The following is an 18,451-nucleotide window of genomic DNA, read 5'->3' on the forward strand; positions in this document are numbered from 1 at the left end:
AATCTCAGCAAAATTGAATTTCTATGTAAATTAAAAAATTTGAATTATTAATTTAGAACTTTGAATAACCTTAAAAATCTTAGAGGAACAGTTGATCTTTTGCCTGACAACTTAATAAAGTGGCAAAATGTTGAAAAAATAATATTAGAGCTGCTTTTAAGAGCCTCTGTGAAGGAAATTAGAACTCCTATATTAGAAATGACTGAATTATTTATGCGAGGTATTGGAGAGGGTACCGATGTCGTTAGCAAAGAGATGTATACATTTTTAGATAGAGGTGAAAGGTCATGCACTTTAAGACCAGAGGGGACTGCCTCCGTTGCAAGAGCAATAATACAAAATGGAATATCAAGTAAATCCTTACAAAAACTTTGGTACATGGGGCCAATGTTTAGATATGAGAGACCTCAAGCAGGCAGGCAAAGGCAATTTCATCAGTTAGGAGTTGAATTTATTGGTTATGATTCGGTAAGGAGTGATATCGAGATAATTGCTTTGGCTTGGGATATTTTGGAGAAATTAGGAATAAAAGAGCTAAATCTTGAAATTAATACTTTAGGTGACTTTAATGACAGGTCAAATTTTCAGAAAGCTTTCTTAAAATGGTTAGAAGTTAACAAAAATGACTTAGATTTGGATTCTCAAAATAGAATAGTTAAGAACCCTTTAAGAATTTTTGATACTAAGAATGCGAAAACAAAAAGCATTCTTGAAGATGCTCCAAAATTATTTGACTTTTTGTCTGAAAAAAGTCTTAAGAGATATATAAATATTAAAGAAATGTTAAAGCTTCTTAAAATACCTTTTATAGAAAATTTCAATTTAGTAAGAGGGTTGGATTATTACACACATACTGCATTTGAAATTACAAGTGGTGCACTTGGCTCGCAAGCTACAGTTTGCGGGGGAGGCAGATATGATAATTTGATTAATCAAATGGGAGGAACAGAAACTCCAGCAATTGGATTTGCAATTGGATTAGAGAGACTTATTCTTTTGGCGGGTAAAGATCTTGAAGAAAGTAGAGAAACTGATATTTATATTGTTAATAAAGGGTTTCAAGCTGAAATATTGGCTATTGACTTATCAAGGAAGCTAAGAAATTATGATTTGATAATTGAATTAGATTTAAGTGGAGCATCATTTTCTAAGCAATTTAAAAAAGCTAATAAATTAAAATCAAAAAGTATTATTATAATTGGAGATGATGAAGCTTTAAAAAATGAATTTAAAATAAGGCTTTTTAATAATATCAATGTAGAAAATCATGAAGCTAATATATCCTTTGAGGATGATATTAAATTAGAAAAGTGGTTAAAGACTAATTTTCTTTTAGATAAAAACCTTTAGAATATGAAGATTGTATTATTTGTTTCTTTATTAGTTATGTTTTCATTTATATTTCTAAAATTTTACAAATATAAAAAAGCTTTAAAAAAAAATAAAGATATTACCTTTAATAAAGGTAATTTGTATGAATGGATGGATTTGACAAAAAAAGAAAGATTTAATTTGTCAAAAAACGACTCTAATTCATACTTTAAAAAAAGGAAAAGTCTATTAAATGAAATTAGAAAAGAATATCAAAATATTTCTAAAAATGATAAAAAAAGTTTATAAGTTTTTTAATAATTGTGAAAATCTGCTGGACTTCAAACAAATCAATTAAGGGATTAAGACATTTTGTTTTAGTTAATGAAATCAATGAAGAAGATCAAATTAATTTTTTGATGGTTTCTGTTATTGATGTAGAAGTCAGCTTGAAAATCTCAAGCCAAGAATTATTTAATAGCGGTAATTGGAATGAAGGATGGTTAAATATGCCTAAAAGTGAATCGATAACTAAAGATTATTTAGATTACAAATTAAGTAAAAATTTTAAAAAAAGCTTTAACAAAATATTTGTTAACAAAAATTCCTTATTTAATATCTCTTGATTTTAGGTAAAAATATTAAATCAAACTAACAACAAAGTTTGTATTCTTATCAAATTAACAATTATTTAAAACTTTACTCCCCTTTCAAAGTTTGAAAATAAACGTTATTAAGGATTAATAATATTTACTTAATCAATGTTAGAAAATATATGGCACTCATCTTACTCTACTGCCAAGAATTTAGGAACTACGGAAGTAAAACTCTCCTATCTAAGAGAGAATGGTTTTTTTAAACCGGGTATACATTGGAAAAGCTGTCCTCATGGTCAAAATAAACCTTGGAATCCAGATGCTCTTTATAATCCAATATTGTGTAAAAAAATTATTGATAAATTCTATTTTGAAGATGAATATGGCAAATATGTAGCTTGATTTAGGCGTAATCTTAAAATCTTTCAGATTCAGGATATCAATTTTAAAGCAGAATTCTATTTAACTAGATTTTCGTCCTCACAATCAGCCAAAGTGGTTTGTAGTATTGGATACAAATTAATCATATTAATATATTGCTCTGATTTGCGATAAGATTTTGCAGCTTCTTTGTAATGCCCTTCTGATTTCATTTCTAATGAAATTTTTCTAGAAGATCTTTGAGAGGTTGTCATGAGAAGAGTTATCTTCTTCTCTTTTTAGTAATTGTTTGATCTTGGGTCAATAATGTATTTGCTTTATTACACAAAAAATTGTGAATGTCAGCAAAAAAAGATTTATAACAATTTTGAATTCATTTAAAAATCTATTAGATGCAATTAATTTTTCAAGTAAATCTAACTTCTTTGCACTCTAGATTTCACTTGAAATAAGCTTTACTTAAATCTCTTTAGAATTAATAACCTTTACAATTTTGTTGTGAATTAAGCTCTTTGATGAAATATAAAGTATTCTCGAAACGTTTAAGCTAATCAATTCCTAAATGCAAACCTATGGCAATCCAGATACTACCTACGGATGGTGGGCTGGTAACTCAGGTGTAGCGAATCGCTCAGGAAAATTCATTGCTGCTCATGTAGCTCATGCAGGATTAATTGTTTTCTGGGCGGGTGCTTTCACCCTTTTCGAACTTTCACGATTCGACCCAAGTGTTCCAATGGGACATCAACCTCTAATCGTTCTACCTCATTTAGCAACCCTAGGAATTGGGTTTGATGCTGATGGAGTAATGATGGGAGATACTAAGCCTGTCCTTGCGATAGCAATAGTTCACTTAGTCTCTTCCATGGTTTTGGCTGCCGGAGGACTTTTACATTCTCTACTTCTTCCAGGGAATTTAGAAGAGTCTGACGTGGCTAAAGCTAGGAAATTCAATATTGAATGGGATAATCCAGACAAATTGACTTTCATTCTTGGACATCACCTTATTATTCTAGGATTTGCTGTCATTGCTTTCGTCGAATGGGCGAGAGTCCACGGTGTTTATGATCCAGCTATTGGTGCGGTAAGAAAGGTTGAGTATGATTTAAATCTTGCTCATATTTGGAATCACCAAACTGATTTCTTGACTATTGATAGTCTTGAAGATGTTATGGGAGGACATGCCTTCTTAGCTTTTGTCGAAATTACTGGTGGTGCTTGGCATATTGCTACAAAACAAGTTGGTGAATTCACTAAATTCAAAGGGAAAGGACTTCTTTCTGCAGAAGCCGTACTTTCATGGTCTCTTGCAGGAATTGGTTGGATGGCAATTATAGCTGCCTTCTGGAGTGCATCAAATACAACAGTTTATCCAACTGAATTTTTTGGTGAACCACTTGAATTGAAATTTAGTATTTCTCCTTATTGGGTTGATACAGTTGATCTCCCTGATGGTTCTTACACCTCAAGGGCATGGTTAGCAAATGTACATTACTATTTTGGTTTCTTCTTTATTCAAGGTCATCTATGGCATGCATTAAGAGCATTAGGATTTGACTTTAAGAGAGTTACAAATGCTATCAGTAATATTGATAGTGCTACTGTTACTCTTAAAGATTAAATTTTAAATCATTAATAATATTTAAAGGCCTCATTATTTGAGGCCTTTTTTATTTGGTAAGATTAATTTATTAAATTAAATTTATAGAGTTATTAAATCTCGAACTAATTGAATATTTCTTTCCTACAAAATAAAGATGTTTTTTCAAATTCCCTTTTAATAAGCTTTTCCGGATTTTTAATAATATCTTTTTTCTTGATATTTGGGAGAAGATTAAAACTAGCTGTTCAATTAGAAAGATTTGGATTACCCATCGCAGTTATTTCAGGTGTCGCTGGTATCTCAATAGGACCTTATGGTTTAATCCATTTTTTATCTAAAGAGACTACAAGTGTTTGGAGTAATTTCCCAACTCCTCTATTGTCATTAGTTTTTGCAACTTTGATGATGGGAAGACCAATACCTAACATTAATGGTTTAATTAAGCCTATTGTCAACCAGTTTTTACTTGCTCTTTCCTTAGGGTTTGGCCAGTTTTTTATTGGTGGATTAGTTGTTAAATACCTTTTAGCTCCTCATATGGATATAAATCCTTTAATGGGATGTTTGATAGAGGTTGGTTTTGAGGGGGGGCATGGAGCTGCCACTATTATTGGAGAAAGTTTTGATAGACTTGGATTCTCAGATGGACTTGATCTCGGACTAGCGATGGCAACAATGGGACTTTTGACGTCTTCATTATTAGGCAGTATATTCATTTTTATTGGAAGAACTTTAAGGCTTTCAGATACAGAGGAAATTATAGATAAAAAAGAAAATTTAAATACAAATATAAATCTTAAAACCGAATTTTTAGTAGATTTGAGAGTATTGCTAATAAATCTTGGTTTTGCAGGTTTAGCAATCATTTTTGGTGTATTGCTTCTTCAGTTTTTAAGATATATTTCAAATTACTTTGGTGAATTTTCAAGAGAAATTATCTTTTCACTTCCTGTCTTTCCTCTTATTCTTATAGGCTCTCTTTTGATAAGATATATTTTAGAAAAAACAAAAAATACAGATTTTATCTCTAATATTCTTCAAAGAGAAATAGGCATACTATCAACAGATTTATTGATTTTTACAGCAATGGCAAGTTTAGATATCGCAACTGTTTTTGAAAATTGGGTTCTTATATTATTGCTTACTATTTTTGGTTTGTTCTGGAATTTGATTTGTATTGCTTATTTTGCATACTTTATATTTGATGATTACTGGTTTGAGAAAAGTTTAATAGAGTTTGGTAATTCTACAGGTGTAGTTGCTTCGGGTTTATTATTGTTGAGGCTTGCAGATCCTAAAAACATTTCTAAAACTCTTCCTATTTTTACATCTAAACAACTTTTCGCCCAATTAATACTATCAGGAGGCTTTTTTACTGTAGTAGCACCTCTAGTTATATCTAAAATCGGACTAGATTATTGGACAGAGATTTGCGCATTAATAACTTTTTTAATTATTATTATCGCTTTTTTATTTAATAAAAAATTTTCTGCAAGTTACCAATAAGAAGTTCAGTTAGTATTAAAATATATTTCTATTGATTCATGTCGCATACCCCATACGATATTCCTCCTCAAGAAAACAAGGAAAAATGGTTTAGGAGTCATTTGCTTGGTAGAGAGATTGAACTTGGAGAATTATATAGTCTTGGATTTAATGAACTTGATTTAATCATGGCTGAAACTGCAGAAATTAGAAGCGATATTGAATTTAAAGAAAAAAATATTGGAAAATTTAGAACTGCAGGATATTTCTTAGAACTAGCAAGGATTATAGAAAAAAGAAAATTACTTGAAAGCTAATAAAAAGGAAAATAAACTTTTTTGTTAGCTGGTTCCCATGGATTATATTTATGCATTAATTTTTTAAAATATTTATGTTTTTCAAATGATTCTAACCACTCTTGTATAGGAGACTCAAAATAGTTTGTTTTTTTTTGACTCTCGCAGGCAATTTTATATTGCCTAACAAATGGCCAAATACACCAATCAGCAATTGTAGTTTTATCTCCAATTATCCATCTGCTTTTTGAGATATTTCTGTTCCATTTTTTGATGAATTTAGTAGCTTCTGAAAAATGATAATCTTTATCGCAGGCAGTAAATCTTGCTGAATATTTAAAACGGTCTAAATGATATTTAAAACTATTATCATTTTCGGAAATTATTTCTAAAATCTCTTTTTCTTTATTTTTGGGAATATAAAAGTTTTTTATGCCTTCCTTCTTTGATTCTCCAAGTGCCCAAATTATAATATCTAAACTTTCTTCTATAACTTTATTATTTTTTTTTAATAAAATGGGAACAGTATTAGTTCTTGATTTATTCGTAAATTCTAAGGGCTTATTTTTTAAATCAACTTCTCTTATTTCTAGTTCAATTTCGCAAATTAATAATGCCCATCTAGCTCGAATTGCATATGGACATCTACGAAATGAATATAATATATCTGTTGTCATTTTGTAAAAAATTAAAATCTTTTTGATTCTTTTAGTATTATTTACATAGAAATAAAATTAATCTTACATCGCAAATGGCGGGATATGTTTACCTCATAAGAGTTGGAGATCTTTATCGTATTGGTAAGGCAGATAATCTTGATAAGAAAATTAGAAAACTTAAACCTGATGAATTATTAACTTCCATAATGACTAAGGAACCTGAAACACTTGAAGCCAGGTTATTAAGAAAATATAAATCTCAAAGGATTCCTGAAACTGGATATTTAAAGCTCACTAAAAGACAGATATCTGAGTGTAAAAAACAATTTGAATTAAAAGGAAATTTACCTCATACACTTGATGCTGAAGTCTCTATAACCTTATTCGCATCCTTTTTATTTTTTGGAATAACTTTTTTAATTCTTAATTATTTTAATGTTGTATTTTTAAGAAATATTTCCTATTCATTCGCTTTAGCATCAGTACCTATGCTCATCTTGTCACTTACAGGCAGTTTTGGGGGATATTTTTCGGAAGATTTATCTCTGTTTTCATTAGTTACTAATAGAATAAAAGGTTTTTTTATGGCAATTGCTATGATTACAATGTCTTTTTTAATGTTCAGATTAAATTAAATTTCATGATTACAATTTAAAGCTATTTCAAAAGGAACTGACTGCATTGGTAATTTCAATATAGTAGAACAGATCTCAGCGATATCATTTGGTTGAGTCATTTTTGACTTTTCTAATGATGAAATCTTCTCAGCCATATCTGTATTAACCCAACCAGGACAGATAGCCGTAACCCTAATATTTTCTTCCCAACCTTTGTTCTTTATTGTTTGGCAAAGACTCATCAACGCGAATTTAGATGCGGAATATGCAGCTAAATCTCCTTTAGACCTTTTGCCACTCATTGAGACTAAAACTATAATTCTTCCATTATTAGATTTACTTAAGTGTTCCCAAGACAGTCTGCATAGATTCCAAATAGCTAAAAAATTTATATTTAAAGTATTCAAAATTTCTTTTTCATCCCCATCTTTATATAAAAAAGGAATTTTTGAAAGTATCCCAGAGCAATTTATTAATGAATCAAAACCTCCAAAATTAGAGATCGTATTTTTAATCCATTTTTCGGCAGATAACTTATCTAATGCGTCGTATTTATTAATAAGAATTTTATCTTTGCGCCAATTATTTGGATCAATAACGCTCCCTTTAATAGATTCTAAATCTCTAATTCCAATGCTAATTCTATTTCCTGCTTTTAATTCTCTATGTGCAATATTTAAACCTATCCCTCTGTTGGCTCCGCTTATTAGTATAGTTCTCATTCTTTTAATTATATATTAGGCAAAACTATCCTGAGTAACATTTTTAATTCTTTACCATGCATAATCATTAATCCCTTTTTGACGCTCCAAGGAGCCCTTATAAACATTATGCACATTGCGTATACTATTTCTCTTAAGGAGAGTGTATCAGTTAGAAATCCATACCATTGAGTTTTTGGTAATTGAAAAAAACTGCCAAAAAATTCTCTTAATAATTTCTCATCGAATCTCATTAGTTTTTCTAAACCAAATTGATAAATTGATTTTTTTCTTATTAATTCTGTTGGCCATAAACTCTCCCATCCTTTACGAGCAATATTATAGGTACTTAGTTTCTTATCATTCATTGCCGTTGATATGGCTTTTGCGACTAATGGAGCTCTTCTGAGGACGTTACCAATTAAATATCCAGATGCTGGATGAACCATTGAGGCCGCGCCACCATAGCCTAATATTTGTTGTTTGAAATTTGGGATAGGCATATTCATTGGTAAAAACAAACCGAGTTCTTCATGTTGCATGCTGGTAATTGATATATTTCTGTAAGAAAGCCTTTTCTCTAACCTTTCCTTTAGATTTTCCATTGTCAAAGGATTTACTAATCCAAGAGAAGTCTCTTCAAGAAAATACTTACCATTCCCCATATCCATTGCATACAAAAAAGTAGGAGGTTCTTTTTTTTGTTCTTCGTTTAAATGATCATTTCGATAATCCATTAGGACAAATTGGCCTTTTTTTAGTGGAGGCTTACTAAAAGTTCCTACTATCCCATAACAAGTCTGAACTGCTAATGGTCCACATGATTTTAATTTAAGAAATACGGGATCATATCCAGTTGCATCTACAACTAATCTTGCTGAGTAAGTTTCCCCATTTTTGGTAGTAACTGTAGTTTTATATTTTTCAAAATTTATCTTCTCTGCAAAACCTTCATGCCACTTAATAAGGGACTTATTACATTCATTTAACCAGTAACTATGTAATTTCTTCTTATCAAATAATCCATAATCTAAAGAGTGCTCGGTTGCTTTGTTTTCATAGTGATGTTCTTCAATAGAACCATGTCCAAAAAAACTAACGGTATTTTTCCATCTATACTCAAGTAAATCCTGAAGTCCAAGTTGATCTACTTCCTTTCCCCATATACCATAAGTATTTGGCCAAGGTTCGTCAGGGCCCTTAGGTGAGAGTACCTCTACCTCTAACTTCTCTTTACCTAAAGCCGATGCAATCGCCATCCCTGCCGGTCCTGCGCCCAAAACTAGTACATCTGGTAAACCTTTGGAAGACATTAATTATAAAATTTTAAAGTTATAAAATTTTTCGAAAAAATAAAAAGTATCTGAAATTTCTTTTTTACAATTCATTCAAAATTTTGTAATGAGAATAAATTCAATAATAAGCAAGAGAATCTATAACTAGGACCTATGTTTTAAGTGTTTTAACAATAATTTATAAGATTTCAAAAGAAAAAATAATATATAATTTCTTATTATGAATAATATTGTTTTTTAGATCTGATGTTGAAAGATAAAAATATCTTAATAACAGGTGGTAATTCTGGGATTGGTTTTTATGCAACTATTAACTTATTGAAGGCTAAAAATAATTTATATATTCCAATAAGATCTATACCAAGAAAAGATCAGTTTTTTTTTAAACTTCTCAAATATTTTGATAAAAAATACCTTGATAAGTATCTAAATCTTATTGAAAATATTGATTTAGCTAATTTAAGAAATATTGAAATACTAAGAGATTATTTAAACAAAAAAAATGTATCTTTTGATGTGATTATCCTTAATGCAGGTTTGCAATATACGGGATCTTTTTATCCTAAAGTCTCAAAACAAGGCATTGAACTAACTTTCGCAGTCAATCATCTCGCACATTTTTACTTAGTTAATTCTCTTATCGGACTAATAAATAATAAAAAAGAATCAAGAATTATTATTACATCATCTGATGTACATGATCCAAAGAGTTCTGGAGGCAATGTTGGTAAAAAAGCGGGCTTAAATAACCTAGTCAATTTTAAACAAGAAATTACAGGGAAATATTTAAATTTTAATTCAGATAAAGCTTACAAAAATAGTAAATTGTGTAATATATTATTTGCTAAAGAACTTTCAAAAAGATTACAAATTAAAGCTTATGAAGTAGCTGTTATTACTTGGGCCCCAGGACTTGTAATTCCAAATGAAGATTTAGGTTTCTTTAGATATAGTAAAAAGTTTAATTTTTTTGGGTATATCATTTTTTCTATTATTGCAAAAAATATTTTAGGTATTTCTGAAAATGTAGAAAATGCAGGAAAATTGCTTTCTGAAATTGTTACTGATCCTGAATTCAATAATATTAAGTACCTGCATTTAAGCAATAAGCTTGTCTTTTTTAAAAAACATAAATTACTCAAAAGTGAGATTAGTGAAGAAGCTAATAAAAGTGATCTTGCTTTAAGACTTTGGAATCTAAGTGAAGAATTATGCCAATCATTTGGGTTCGTATCTCTCAATATTTAATGTTTGAGTTGGGAATGCAAATTCTATTTTGTTAGCGGAGAATTCTTCAATAATTCGTAAGTTAATACTTTGTTGAGCTTCCATAGCAGCTAAATAATTATTTGTTGGTATGAAATAAACTAATTCGAAATTTAGACTGAAGTCTCCGAAATCTGTAAAGTGACATCTATCAAAAGAGGCATCTTTAGTTTCTTCAATAATTTTTTTTATAATATTTGGAATCATTTTCATTAGAGATGGAGAGGTTTCATAAACTACGCCCAATTTATGAACAAGTCTTCTTTTCTTCATTTGAGCATAATTTGAAATTATCCCATTAGTTAATGCACTGTTGCTCATTACTACTACTTCTCCGTTGATACTTCTTATTCTTGAGGATCTTACTCCTACCCTTTCTACCATTCCTAATACGCTATCGGACTTTATAAATTCACCTTTTTGAAAAGGTTTATCAAGCAAAATTGTTATGTATTCAAAAAATTCTTGAACTGGATCTTTTAATGCTAAACCTGCCCCGATACCGCCTGCACTAAGCAATGCCCAAATCGCAGTCATTTTCACACCTATATTTTGCAAGAAAAATATAGATCCTATAGTCCATGTAAATGCTTTAATTAAAGGTGTTAATGATGAGATCATCGAACTGATTGAAGAATCATCAATTTTTGCAGTGGATTCTGTTAAAGATTTAATTAGTACTTTATTAAGAGCTTTAATAATGATTATTAATATCAGTAATTTTTGAATATTTAAGATTACAGATATAAAAGTTATTTCATCAGTGAAAAAATAATCAATTGAGAAATAGCCTGATAGAAGAAAACCTATTGGCTTTAAAACTCCATTAATTGTATCAAAAATAAAATCATCGAAATTTGTTTTTGTTCTTTTAGAAATCCTTTTAAAAATAACCTTGGAAATTTTAGATATTATGATCGATATTATTATTCCAATAAGAAATATCGAAATTGCCAAAATCAATTTTTCTGTAAATACTTTCATATCTAATGAATTCTCTAAAAACAATATATAAAGTTTAAATTATCTCTAAAAATAAACCAGTCTTATTTATCTTTGATTTTTAATTATATTGCTAATTTCTTTAAATTCTTTTCTATCTGAGGTTTGACAAATTTCAAAAATTATTGATTCGGTAGTAGTAATAATTGCTCCTTTATGTAGCATTCTCTGTAGTGCGATTTCGTGATCTAAATCGTTTCTACTTCCCATGGCATCGCATATTAAAAGTACTTCATATCCCTTTTTTAAAAATTCTAAGACACTTTGCTGAATACATATGTGTGTCTCAAATCCGCAAATTATTAAATTAGTAATATTTTTTTTAGCAAATTCTTCAAAAATAAGTTGACTACTAGCTAAGCTAAAATCCATCTTTTCGATTTGAGTAAAATTAACTTCAGGTAATATATTTGGGATTGTTTTGCCCAATTTCAGAGGGTTTTGCTCTGAGAGGAAAATGTTTTTTTCTAGGATTTGGTAAGCTCTCAATAGCTTCTTGATGTTTTTAATTATTGAATCTTTATTATTAATTGGATTTATAATTTTCTCCTGAATATCTATGAGAAGTAAGGCTTTTTTTTTTTTTTTTCTGATTCGCTTCTAATAAAATTTTTCATTGGATTTTTAATATATATATAAAACTTATACTTAAAATAATCTTATTAGGTAAATTAGTAAATATTTATATGTTAAAAGTTGTTTTAATCTCATCAAGAGTTATTATTGAGAATAATTAGTATTTATTTTTTTTGTCGCTATCTTCTAAATACAAAGTAATTACTTCCCCTTTAGGAGATGGCCTACACAAAGATGGTAAAAGGTTAACCCCTCAAAGACTTAAAGTTTTAAATTTATTTGAGAATATTGGAGCAGGAAATCATTTAAGCGCTGAACAGGTGCATGAAAAATTAGTTCAATCTAGTTCAAAAGTTTCTTTGGCAACAATATATAGAACTTTGAGACTTCTTGTTCAAATGGGCTTATTACATGAATTAGAGCTTAGTGAAGGGGGGCATAGATACGAATTGCTTTCTAATGAAACTGCAGATCATCATCACTTGATTTGCATAAGGTGTGGAAGAACTGAAGAATTTGAAAATGATGATGTGTTAAAGGCTGGTAAAGTAGCCGCAAAAGTTAATGGTTTTAAACTTATTGAATCTTCGTTAAATGTTAGAGCTATATGTCCTAATTGTGTTTAGAGAAAACTAAGATAAAGTACCTCCACAGCTTGAACCAGCCCCTGCGGTGCAAGCAAAACAATGTTCTTTAACAGCTACTCTATAATTAAATTTAAATGATTTATTCATTAAATCAAAAAGAGTCTTTGGTCCTTTATTTTCCTGTAAATTTATTTGTTGGTTAAAGTCACAATCATATATTTGTCCTTGCCAATTAACACTTATAGTTTTTTTGCACATAAGGTTTTCTAGATTATTTTTATTAAAATTTTCTTTGAGTAGTTTGTAATAAGAACTAAGTTTATCCTCTCTCTTAAGGGAATCTGCGTATCTATTAATTGGCATATTAGTAATCGTATAAAGATTATTAAATGAGATATCATATTTCTCAAAAAGAATTCTTTTATAATCAGCTTGTAGGATTTCTTGAGATGGAGGAAGTACTGGATTTACGGGATTATAAACTAGATTTAATTGCAGTTCATTTTTACTTTTTCCATACCCCAGTTTATTGAGTATTTTTAAAGCATTAATACTTTTATCAAAGACCCCGAAGCCCCTTTGTTCCTCTACATTATTTTTTTCATAGCATGGAAGTGATGCTGTAACTATTACATTATTATTCGCAAGAAATTGCGGTAAATCTTCATACCCCTTTTCAAAGAAAATTGTTAAGTTACATCTATCAATAATATCAATATTTTTATTACTTAAACTTGTGATTAAATTTCTAAATTCAGGATGCATTTCAGGTGCTCCTCCAGTAATATCTAAAGTTTTGATTTTATATTTATCTATTATTTTTGGAATAAGAGAAATTATTTCATTAGACATTTTTTCAGTACGTAATGGGCTTGAATTTACGTGGCAATGCCTGCATGCTTGATTACATTTATAACCTATATTGATCTGTAAAGTATCAATAGGCTCTTTACATATGGATGGGAATTTATCTATCATAATTGGAATAATTTTAAGTTTAGTTTGGATAAATTAAATTAAGTTTTTTTTTATTTTGGAACGATTTTTCACAAATTCAATAAACCAATTTATATATTCTCTAGGACCATTTTGAAAAATCATATCAAATTTTAAGTGATCTTCTTCATCACTTATTCCATTTAAACCAGATATTTTGGTTGAAGGTCTATTAACTTCTCCCGAACTACTATCAACGAAAATTATTTTATTATTACTTTTAAATTCTTTTCCTAGTAATTGAATAAATTCTAAAAAAGAACGATCGCTCCCACCTCTTAAATAGAGATTATTAATATTTTTCTTTGATGTTACTGTATCTCCAATTCCTATAATAGTTGGCATGTCTTTTGAATTAATATTATTTTTACAGAAATCTACTTTTTCTTTAAGAGAATTAGGTGAATCTCTAAAATTAAAGTTTCTACCAAATGGAGCTTTGCCAGTTTTATCATAAATAAATTTATTTAATAAAAATAGAACTCCAGAGTCTTTAACTGCCCCTTTAAGAAGTAGCTGTATATCGGTTGATCCAATATCATTTTTAGTAGAGAGTTTTATTATTTCATTTCCATTCTTACTTCCTAGATTTGGAGAGATATGAAGAAAAAAGGAATTTTTAAGTCCCTGACACTCTGCTTTGTAAATAATATTTTTCATCATATCTTCAAAACTTCTTTGAATAAGTTTTCTTTTTTCAGAATCTTCCTCTACCAAATCGAAAAGACTATTGAAATTAATTGTTGGTGAGAACCTTGTCTCACATATCGACTTCAATGCATGTGAATTTATTTCTTCTTGATCGAGATTCGGAAAAATTTTCTTTACAATTGTTTCGAAATCAGGTCTCATCAATTCAGGAACTTTATTTAAGAAATTAACTTCTTTTTTTGATACCCCCTCAAAACTTATATGCCCATTATTATCTTGATATTCGACACCACACGCCGCTAAACCCCTTAAATAAAGACCTTTTTCTTTTGGCGTGATATTACTATTTAAGCTTCTTTCAACTATTCTATTAACCCCTCTTGGGCCGTCATGTTCTCCACAAGTTAAGACAAAAAATTCATCTTCTAAATCTTTTGCTGCAAATATATATTTTGATTCCAATTTTCTAGTCATTGGATCTTTCACTAGTGGAATACATACCCCATCAATGTCTTGAATAAATAAGATATTTTTAGAATTAATAATAATATTTTCAAAATCTAATTTATTATGATTCATTTCCTATTATGAAAATTTTTTCTCTTTTAAGCTAACAATAAACATTAAACTTGGAAATAAAAAATATAATATTCATATTAAAACGATTTGCTAAGGCAATAAATTGGTTTAATGTATAAAAATGTTTGTTATGAGTAAACTTTAAGATAATTCTATGGATAAAAAACAAAATGAATAATAGTTTCTTTGGTCAATTAAACAATGAAGAATCATTTTGTTCATTTTTAGAAGATATTAAAAACTGCAAGGTGGGATTCTACAGTGTTGGATTATATCCAGCATCATTGGCATATAATTGCGCAATGCATTCTGATTCTCCTAATATTCTCTTGGCTCCAAGACCCGGGAGAGAATTGTTGGGTGCTTTTTCGAAAGATGTTCTATCTAATATGGAACATGAAATAATAAATAAAATTGAAAGCATGGGAAATCATGTTTTTGAAGGTAAAAGAAAGTCTAATACTCTCGAAGATCTTCTTCAAAAATGTAAGTTGGTTATTATAGCTTCAAATAGTAATCACATACAAAATGATATTAGACGTGCCATAGAATTAAGAAAAATTTTAAATCGAGAAAATGTAGTTCTTGCATGTCTTGTGGGTTCTTTTTGCTTTGATGATCAAAATGAAAAACCCTATATTTTGTGTAATCAATATCCAAATCTAGCATTTTTTACAGGATTCCATCGACATGGAGCATTGAGAAATCCCAAAGATAGTTTTACAGCTAATTTTTGTCATCCAGACTCTTTAACAGCCCTAATTGGTGCAAGGATTATGAATCAATTATCACCAAAGATTCAGGTTTCTCCAGGTGTTCATAATATTGAATCTCAATACATTAAGTCTATTAAAAATATTTCTTCCATATTTGCAGGATATGTAAATAACTACCACTCAGATAAGCCAGGGATGTTGCCCACCATAAATACTGTTTTATTAACTCAATGTTTGGATCAAGCAGCAACAGTTTCTTTAAAAGTCAGAAAAGAAAATAAATTTCAAAACTTACATTTTTCTTTAAAAGAACTTGGTTACGGAGAAGATTGTATTATCGCCAAAGAAAATATTGGGAATGAATTTTTTGAATCTGCTGATCATACTTTCTCTCAGCTAAATGCGGTTAAAGCAGATGTTTTGGGAAGTATGTCTTTACCAACAGAGGGTAAACCAACAAGGAATTTTCAGGCAGGACAAGTTTTGTCAGATATGCTTTTGACTCTCAAGAGATGCCCTAAGAATGTCTCTGAGTTTATTGATTGGTGTAATAAATTCAACTTAAGTCAAGGTGGCCTTGAGGGCTTGAAATCGTTAAAATTCTGGCCCAAAATATACAAGGAATTTAATATTAAAAATAATAATTGCTCGATGATTAATTTAATTTATTTATGTTTTAATGCAGAAGCTGATGAAAAAAAAGAAATTTATGAGGTTTTAATTAATTCAGAGGCAATAACTAATTTTTGTCAGGAATCTGTAAAACCTAATCTATGTTTAGAACTAAATTTTAAACTTCAAGGAATAGATGTTTTTGATACTAGCAAAATCCTTTATGAGAAATTATTTTTTGATAAAAGTAAAATTAAATTAGAAAAAAAGGCATCTAGAAGTAAACCTTCTGTAAACAATCCAAATTACATTCAAACTATAAAAATAATAAATAAATACTTTACTAATTAGTACAATACTTATTATCAAATTTCTTTAAATCAATTGAGTTGATCTTTTCTATTATTTACTTATACTAACTTCAGCGTTAAACTTATTAAGTTAAATAAGGTTATTTTTTGAATAAGGAACTAACACATCGCTCCCATGAACTTAAAGCTCTTGGATGGAGCCAAGAAGATCTATCAAGATATGAAGATTTATGGGACTATAGTCAAAGATGGGGATTGATTAATTTAGAGAGAGAGGATAGACAATTTTTAAAAAAAGCAGAAAAGTTGCTTCCGAAAATACAAAATAAAAAAGCATCAATTAAAAAATCTATTGAAGAGAAATCTTACTATTTATGGTTAAATTTTTATCTTGAAGAAATACAAATTTTTAATGAATCTTATTTACCCGAAAAACAAGTAAGTGTTTGGACTCTTATGATTGAAGAGGAGTTAAAACTTCTTAAAGAGTTGCAACCAGTAATGGGTCTGACAGATACTTTGAAGGCAAAAAATTTGTTTACTATTAGAAAACAACTAATTCAAAAAGCATATAATAAATACGGTGCCAAAAATAATAAAGAGCCTTTTGATTTCAGTGAAATTCTTAATAAATCTGAAAAAGATTTGAGTAAAAGCTGGAAATCTATTACTGAAAAAGATACTGAGGCAAATCAAACTTTTCCTATTATTGATAGCAAAAAAATAGACGCTTTTAGAACTGACATAAATAAAGATTTAAAATCATTTATGAGGGAAAATTATCCATCATTAAAAGAGGATTTATAAAGATTTATCTTGTTTATATTTATTTTTAGGAAGTTTTTAAGTTAAATAGATAATAGGATTAATTAAAAAATTTTGAGTAACCAAAAGTTCGAGACTCTTCAGTTACATGCAGGCCAAGAGCCTGATCCAACTACTAACTCCAGAGCTGTACCTATCTATCAGACAAGTTCTTACGTTTTTGATAACGCAGAACATGGAGCTAATCTTTTTGGATTAAAAGAATTTGGAAATATCTATACAAGACTCATGAACCCCACAACTGATGTCTTCGAAAAAAGGATGGCAGCTTTAGAAGGCGGTATGGCTGCATTGGCAACTTCATCAGGTCAAGCTGCTCAATTCCTTGCAATAGTCAATTGCATGAAAGCAGGGGATAATTTTGTTTCTACTTCCTTTTTGTATGGTGGAACTTTTAATCAATTTAAAGTTCAATTCCCTAGGTTGGGAATAGAAGTTAAATTTGCTGAGGGAGATAGTGTTGATAGTTTTAAAGAGAAAATAGATGATAAAACTAAAGCAATTTATGTTGAATCAATGGGAAATCCTAGATTCAACATACCCGATTTTGAGGGCCTTTCTAATTTGGCTAAGGAAAATGGTATTCCTTTAATTGTTGACAATACTCTTGGTGCAGGAGGCGCTTTAATTAAACCAATTGATTTTGGTGCAGATATTGTTGTAGAAAGCGCAACTAAATGGATAGGAGGACATGGAACTAGTATCGGAGGAGTAATAGTTGATGCTGGAACTTTTGATTGGGGAAATGGAAAATTCCCACTTATGAGTGAACCAAGCGCTGCCTATCATGGTTTGGTACATTGGGATGCATTTGGATTTGGGAGTGATATATGTAAATCTTTAGGTGTCCCTGACAATAGAAATATAGCTTTTGCCTTGAGAGCTAGGCTGGAGTGTCTAAGAGATTGGGGCCCGGCTCAAAGTCCTTTTAATTCTTTTTTATTATTACAAGGCTTAGAAACTTTAAGTTTAAGAATAGAGAGACAAACTTCTAACGCGCTTGAGTTGGCAAAATGGTTAGATTCAAACCCTCAAGTTACCAGCGTTAATTTCCCTGGTTTGGAATCCGATCCCTATCATACAAGAGCAAAAAAATACACTACAGGCAGAGGTATGGGATGTATGCTTATGTTCTCTTTAAATGGCGGATATGACAACGCCGTTAAATTTATTGACTCATTAGAATTAGCTAGTCATCTTGCTAATGTTGGAGACTCTAAAACTTTAGTTATTCACCCTGCCTCCACAACACATCAGCAATTATCAGAGGAAGAACAATTATCAGCAGGTGTTACTCCAACAATGGTAAGAGTATCTGTTGGGATAGAGCATATTGATGATATAAAAGCAGATTTTGAACAGGCGCTTACAAAAATTACTTAAATA

The 18,451-nt window shown here is 29.7% G+C and carries 21 protein-coding genes; 13 read left to right on the top strand and 8 right to left on the bottom strand.

The genetic code is table 11. From position 1 onward, the window contains the following. Positions 1–60 precede the first annotated feature (60 nt). The 4 genes from hisS to P9515_RS03435 all read left to right on the top strand — a co-directional run bounded on the left by hisS (position 61) and on the right by P9515_RS03435 (position 2,309). Positions 61–1,350 carry a histidine--tRNA ligase gene (gene hisS / locus P9515_RS03420; protein WP_011820002.1) on the top strand — a complete coding sequence of 430 codons (1,290 nt, stop codon included), beginning with the start codon at positions 61–63 and terminating at the stop codon, positions 1,348–1,350. A gap of 3 nt (positions 1,351–1,353) precedes the next feature. Next, entirely contained in the window at positions 1,354–1,620 is a 267-nt protein-coding gene (locus P9515_RS03425) for a hypothetical protein (protein WP_011820003.1), read from the top strand. A gap of 14 nt (positions 1,621–1,634) precedes the next feature. Further along, positions 1,635–1,937: a TIGR02450 family Trp-rich protein gene (locus P9515_RS03430; protein WP_011820004.1), complete on the top strand. Its 303-nt coding sequence runs from the start codon at positions 1,635–1,637 to the stop codon at positions 1,935–1,937. Positions 1,938–2,072: 135 nt separating this feature from the next. Continuing rightward, positions 2,073–2,309 carry a hypothetical protein gene (locus tag P9515_RS03435; RefSeq protein ID WP_011820005.1) on the top strand — a complete coding sequence of 79 codons (237 nt, stop codon included), beginning with the start codon at positions 2,073–2,075 and terminating at the stop codon, positions 2,307–2,309. Positions 2,310–2,365: 56 nt separating this feature from the next. Here the strand turns inward: P9515_RS03435 and P9515_RS09615 are convergent, their stop codons facing one another. Beyond that, positions 2,366–2,542, bottom strand: coding sequence for a hypothetical protein (locus tag P9515_RS09615; RefSeq protein WP_011820006.1), 177 nt, complete (start codon positions 2,540–2,542; stop codon positions 2,366–2,368). 308 nt (positions 2,543–2,850) lie between these two features. Here P9515_RS09615 and P9515_RS03440 point away from each other — a divergent pair, with 308 nt between their 5' ends. From P9515_RS03440 to P9515_RS03450, 3 genes are all read left to right on the top strand, one after another. Further along, entirely contained in the window at positions 2,851–3,909 is a 1,059-nt protein-coding gene (locus P9515_RS03440; RefSeq protein ID WP_011820007.1) for a chlorophyll a/b binding light-harvesting protein, read from the top strand. A gap of 108 nt (positions 3,910–4,017) precedes the next feature. Then, the gene (locus P9515_RS03445; protein ID WP_011820008.1) at positions 4,018–5,397 is read left to right on the top strand and encodes a sodium/glutamate symporter; all 1,380 of its coding nucleotides are present in this window, start codon (positions 4,018–4,020) and stop codon (positions 5,395–5,397) included. Between the two features lie 38 nt (positions 5,398–5,435). Then, positions 5,436–5,693: a hypothetical protein gene (locus tag P9515_RS03450; RefSeq protein ID WP_011820009.1), complete on the top strand. Its 258-nt coding sequence runs from the start codon at positions 5,436–5,438 to the stop codon at positions 5,691–5,693. On the opposite strand, the gene P9515_RS03455 is transcribed toward P9515_RS03450, so the two are convergent. Further along, complete coding sequence (locus P9515_RS03455; protein WP_011820010.1) at positions 5,690–6,349, bottom strand: glutathione S-transferase N-terminal domain-containing protein; 660 nt, start codon at positions 6,347–6,349, stop codon at positions 5,690–5,692. The genes P9515_RS03450 and P9515_RS03455 overlap by 4 nt on opposite strands. A 74-nt stretch (positions 6,350–6,423) precedes the next feature. On the opposite strand from P9515_RS03455, the gene P9515_RS03460 reads away from it, so the two are divergent. After that, positions 6,424–6,966, top strand: coding sequence for a GIY-YIG nuclease family protein (locus P9515_RS03460; protein ID WP_011820011.1), 543 nt, complete (start codon positions 6,424–6,426; stop codon positions 6,964–6,966). Here the strand turns inward: P9515_RS03460 and P9515_RS03465 are convergent. Beyond that, positions 6,963–7,670 carry an SDR family NAD(P)-dependent oxidoreductase gene (locus tag P9515_RS03465; protein ID WP_011820012.1) on the bottom strand — a complete coding sequence of 236 codons (708 nt, stop codon included), beginning with the start codon at positions 7,668–7,670 and terminating at the stop codon, positions 6,963–6,965. The two genes, P9515_RS03460 and P9515_RS03465, sit on opposite strands and share 4 nt — an antisense overlap. Positions 7,671–7,678: 8 nt before the next feature. Beyond that, positions 7,679–8,962 (bottom strand): lycopene beta cyclase, encoded by a 1,284-nt coding sequence (gene crtL / locus P9515_RS03470; protein ID WP_011820013.1) that lies wholly within the window; start codon positions 8,960–8,962, stop codon positions 7,679–7,681. Between the two features lie 228 nt (positions 8,963–9,190). Here crtL and P9515_RS03475 point away from each other — a divergent pair, with 228 nt between their 5' ends. Then, the gene (locus tag P9515_RS03475; protein ID WP_011820014.1) at positions 9,191–10,192 is read left to right on the top strand and encodes an SDR family NAD(P)-dependent oxidoreductase; all 1,002 of its coding nucleotides are present in this window, start codon (positions 9,191–9,193) and stop codon (positions 10,190–10,192) included. On the opposite strand, the gene P9515_RS03480 is transcribed toward P9515_RS03475, so the two are convergent. Both P9515_RS03480 and P9515_RS03485 read right to left on the bottom strand, forming a co-directional pair. Next, positions 10,163–11,194, bottom strand: a complete 1,032-nt coding sequence (locus tag P9515_RS03480; protein WP_011820015.1) for a mechanosensitive ion channel family protein — start codon at positions 11,192–11,194, stop codon at positions 10,163–10,165. The genes P9515_RS03475 and P9515_RS03480 overlap by 30 nt on opposite strands. Before the next feature lie 66 nt (positions 11,195–11,260). Continuing rightward, entirely contained in the window at positions 11,261–11,806 is a 546-nt protein-coding gene (locus P9515_RS03485; protein WP_041710572.1) for an isochorismatase family protein, read from the bottom strand. Between the two features lie 155 nt (positions 11,807–11,961). On the opposite strand from P9515_RS03485, the gene P9515_RS03490 reads away from it, so the two are divergent. After that, positions 11,962–12,414: a Fur family transcriptional regulator gene (locus P9515_RS03490; RefSeq protein WP_011820017.1), complete on the top strand. Its 453-nt coding sequence runs from the start codon at positions 11,962–11,964 to the stop codon at positions 12,412–12,414. 6 nt (positions 12,415–12,420) lie between these two features. On the opposite strand, the gene arsS is transcribed toward P9515_RS03490, so the two are convergent. Together arsS and stpA are read right to left on the bottom strand one after the other, a co-directional pair. Beyond that, positions 12,421–13,353: an arsenosugar biosynthesis radical SAM (seleno)protein ArsS gene (gene arsS, locus P9515_RS03495; RefSeq protein WP_011820018.1), complete on the bottom strand. Its 933-nt coding sequence runs from the start codon at positions 13,351–13,353 to the stop codon at positions 12,421–12,423. A gap of 33 nt (positions 13,354–13,386) precedes the next feature. Beyond that, the gene (gene stpA, locus P9515_RS03500; protein WP_011820019.1) at positions 13,387–14,601 is read right to left on the bottom strand and encodes a glucosylglycerol 3-phosphatase; all 1,215 of its coding nucleotides are present in this window, start codon (positions 14,599–14,601) and stop codon (positions 13,387–13,389) included. A gap of 170 nt (positions 14,602–14,771) precedes the next feature. On the opposite strand from stpA, the gene P9515_RS03505 reads away from it, so the two are divergent. From P9515_RS03505 to P9515_RS03515, 3 genes are all read left to right on the top strand, one after another. Beyond that, the gene (locus P9515_RS03505) at positions 14,772–16,280 is read left to right on the top strand and encodes a hypothetical protein (protein WP_011820020.1); all 1,509 of its coding nucleotides are present in this window, start codon (positions 14,772–14,774) and stop codon (positions 16,278–16,280) included. 107 nt (positions 16,281–16,387) lie between these two features. Beyond that, on the top strand, positions 16,388–17,047 hold the full coding sequence (locus P9515_RS03510; protein WP_011820021.1) for a hypothetical protein: 660 nt from the start codon (positions 16,388–16,390) through the stop codon (positions 17,045–17,047). 72 nt (positions 17,048–17,119) lie between these two features. Next, positions 17,120–18,448 (top strand): O-acetylhomoserine aminocarboxypropyltransferase/cysteine synthase family protein, encoded by a 1,329-nt coding sequence (locus P9515_RS03515; protein WP_011820022.1) that lies wholly within the window; start codon positions 17,120–17,122, stop codon positions 18,446–18,448. Positions 18,449–18,451: the final 3 nt, after the last annotated feature.

This window comes from Prochlorococcus marinus str. MIT 9515 (assembly GCF_000015665.1).
Taxonomy (GTDB): Bacteria; Cyanobacteriota; Cyanobacteriia; order PCC-6307; family Cyanobiaceae; genus Prochlorococcus_A; species Prochlorococcus_A marinus_P.

Coding starts and splice junctions, on each gene's coding strand:
- crtL (WP_011820013.1), bottom strand. CDS start 8,962: ATGTCTTCCAAAGGTTTACCAGATGTACTAGTTTTGGGCGCAGGACCG.
- P9515_RS03440 (WP_011820007.1), top strand. CDS start 2,851: ATGCAAACCTATGGCAATCCAGATACTACCTACGGATGGTGGGCTGGT.
- stpA (WP_011820019.1), bottom strand. CDS start 14,601: ATGAATCATAATAAATTAGATTTTGAAAATATTATTATTAATTCTAAA.
- P9515_RS03425 (WP_011820003.1), top strand. CDS start 1,354: ATGAAGATTGTATTATTTGTTTCTTTATTAGTTATGTTTTCATTTATA.
- P9515_RS03465 (WP_011820012.1), bottom strand. CDS start 7,670: ATGAGAACTATACTAATAAGCGGAGCCAACAGAGGGATAGGTTTAAAT.
- P9515_RS03475 (WP_011820014.1), top strand. CDS start 9,191: ATGTTGAAAGATAAAAATATCTTAATAACAGGTGGTAATTCTGGGATT.
- P9515_RS03455 (WP_011820010.1), bottom strand. CDS start 6,349: ATGACAACAGATATATTATATTCATTTCGTAGATGTCCATATGCAATT.
- P9515_RS03480 (WP_011820015.1), bottom strand. CDS start 11,194: ATGAAAGTATTTACAGAAAAATTGATTTTGGCAATTTCGATATTTCTT.
- P9515_RS03460 (WP_011820011.1), top strand. CDS start 6,424: ATGGCGGGATATGTTTACCTCATAAGAGTTGGAGATCTTTATCGTATT.
- P9515_RS03505 (WP_011820020.1), top strand. CDS start 14,772: ATGAATAATAGTTTCTTTGGTCAATTAAACAATGAAGAATCATTTTGT.
- P9515_RS03435 (WP_011820005.1), top strand. CDS start 2,073: ATGTTAGAAAATATATGGCACTCATCTTACTCTACTGCCAAGAATTTA.
- arsS (WP_011820018.1), bottom strand. CDS start 13,353: ATGATAGATAAATTCCCATCCATATGTAAAGAGCCTATTGATACTTTA.
- P9515_RS09615 (WP_011820006.1), bottom strand. CDS start 2,542: ATGACAACCTCTCAAAGATCTTCTAGAAAAATTTCATTAGAAATGAAA.
- P9515_RS03450 (WP_011820009.1), top strand. CDS start 5,436: ATGTCGCATACCCCATACGATATTCCTCCTCAAGAAAACAAGGAAAAA.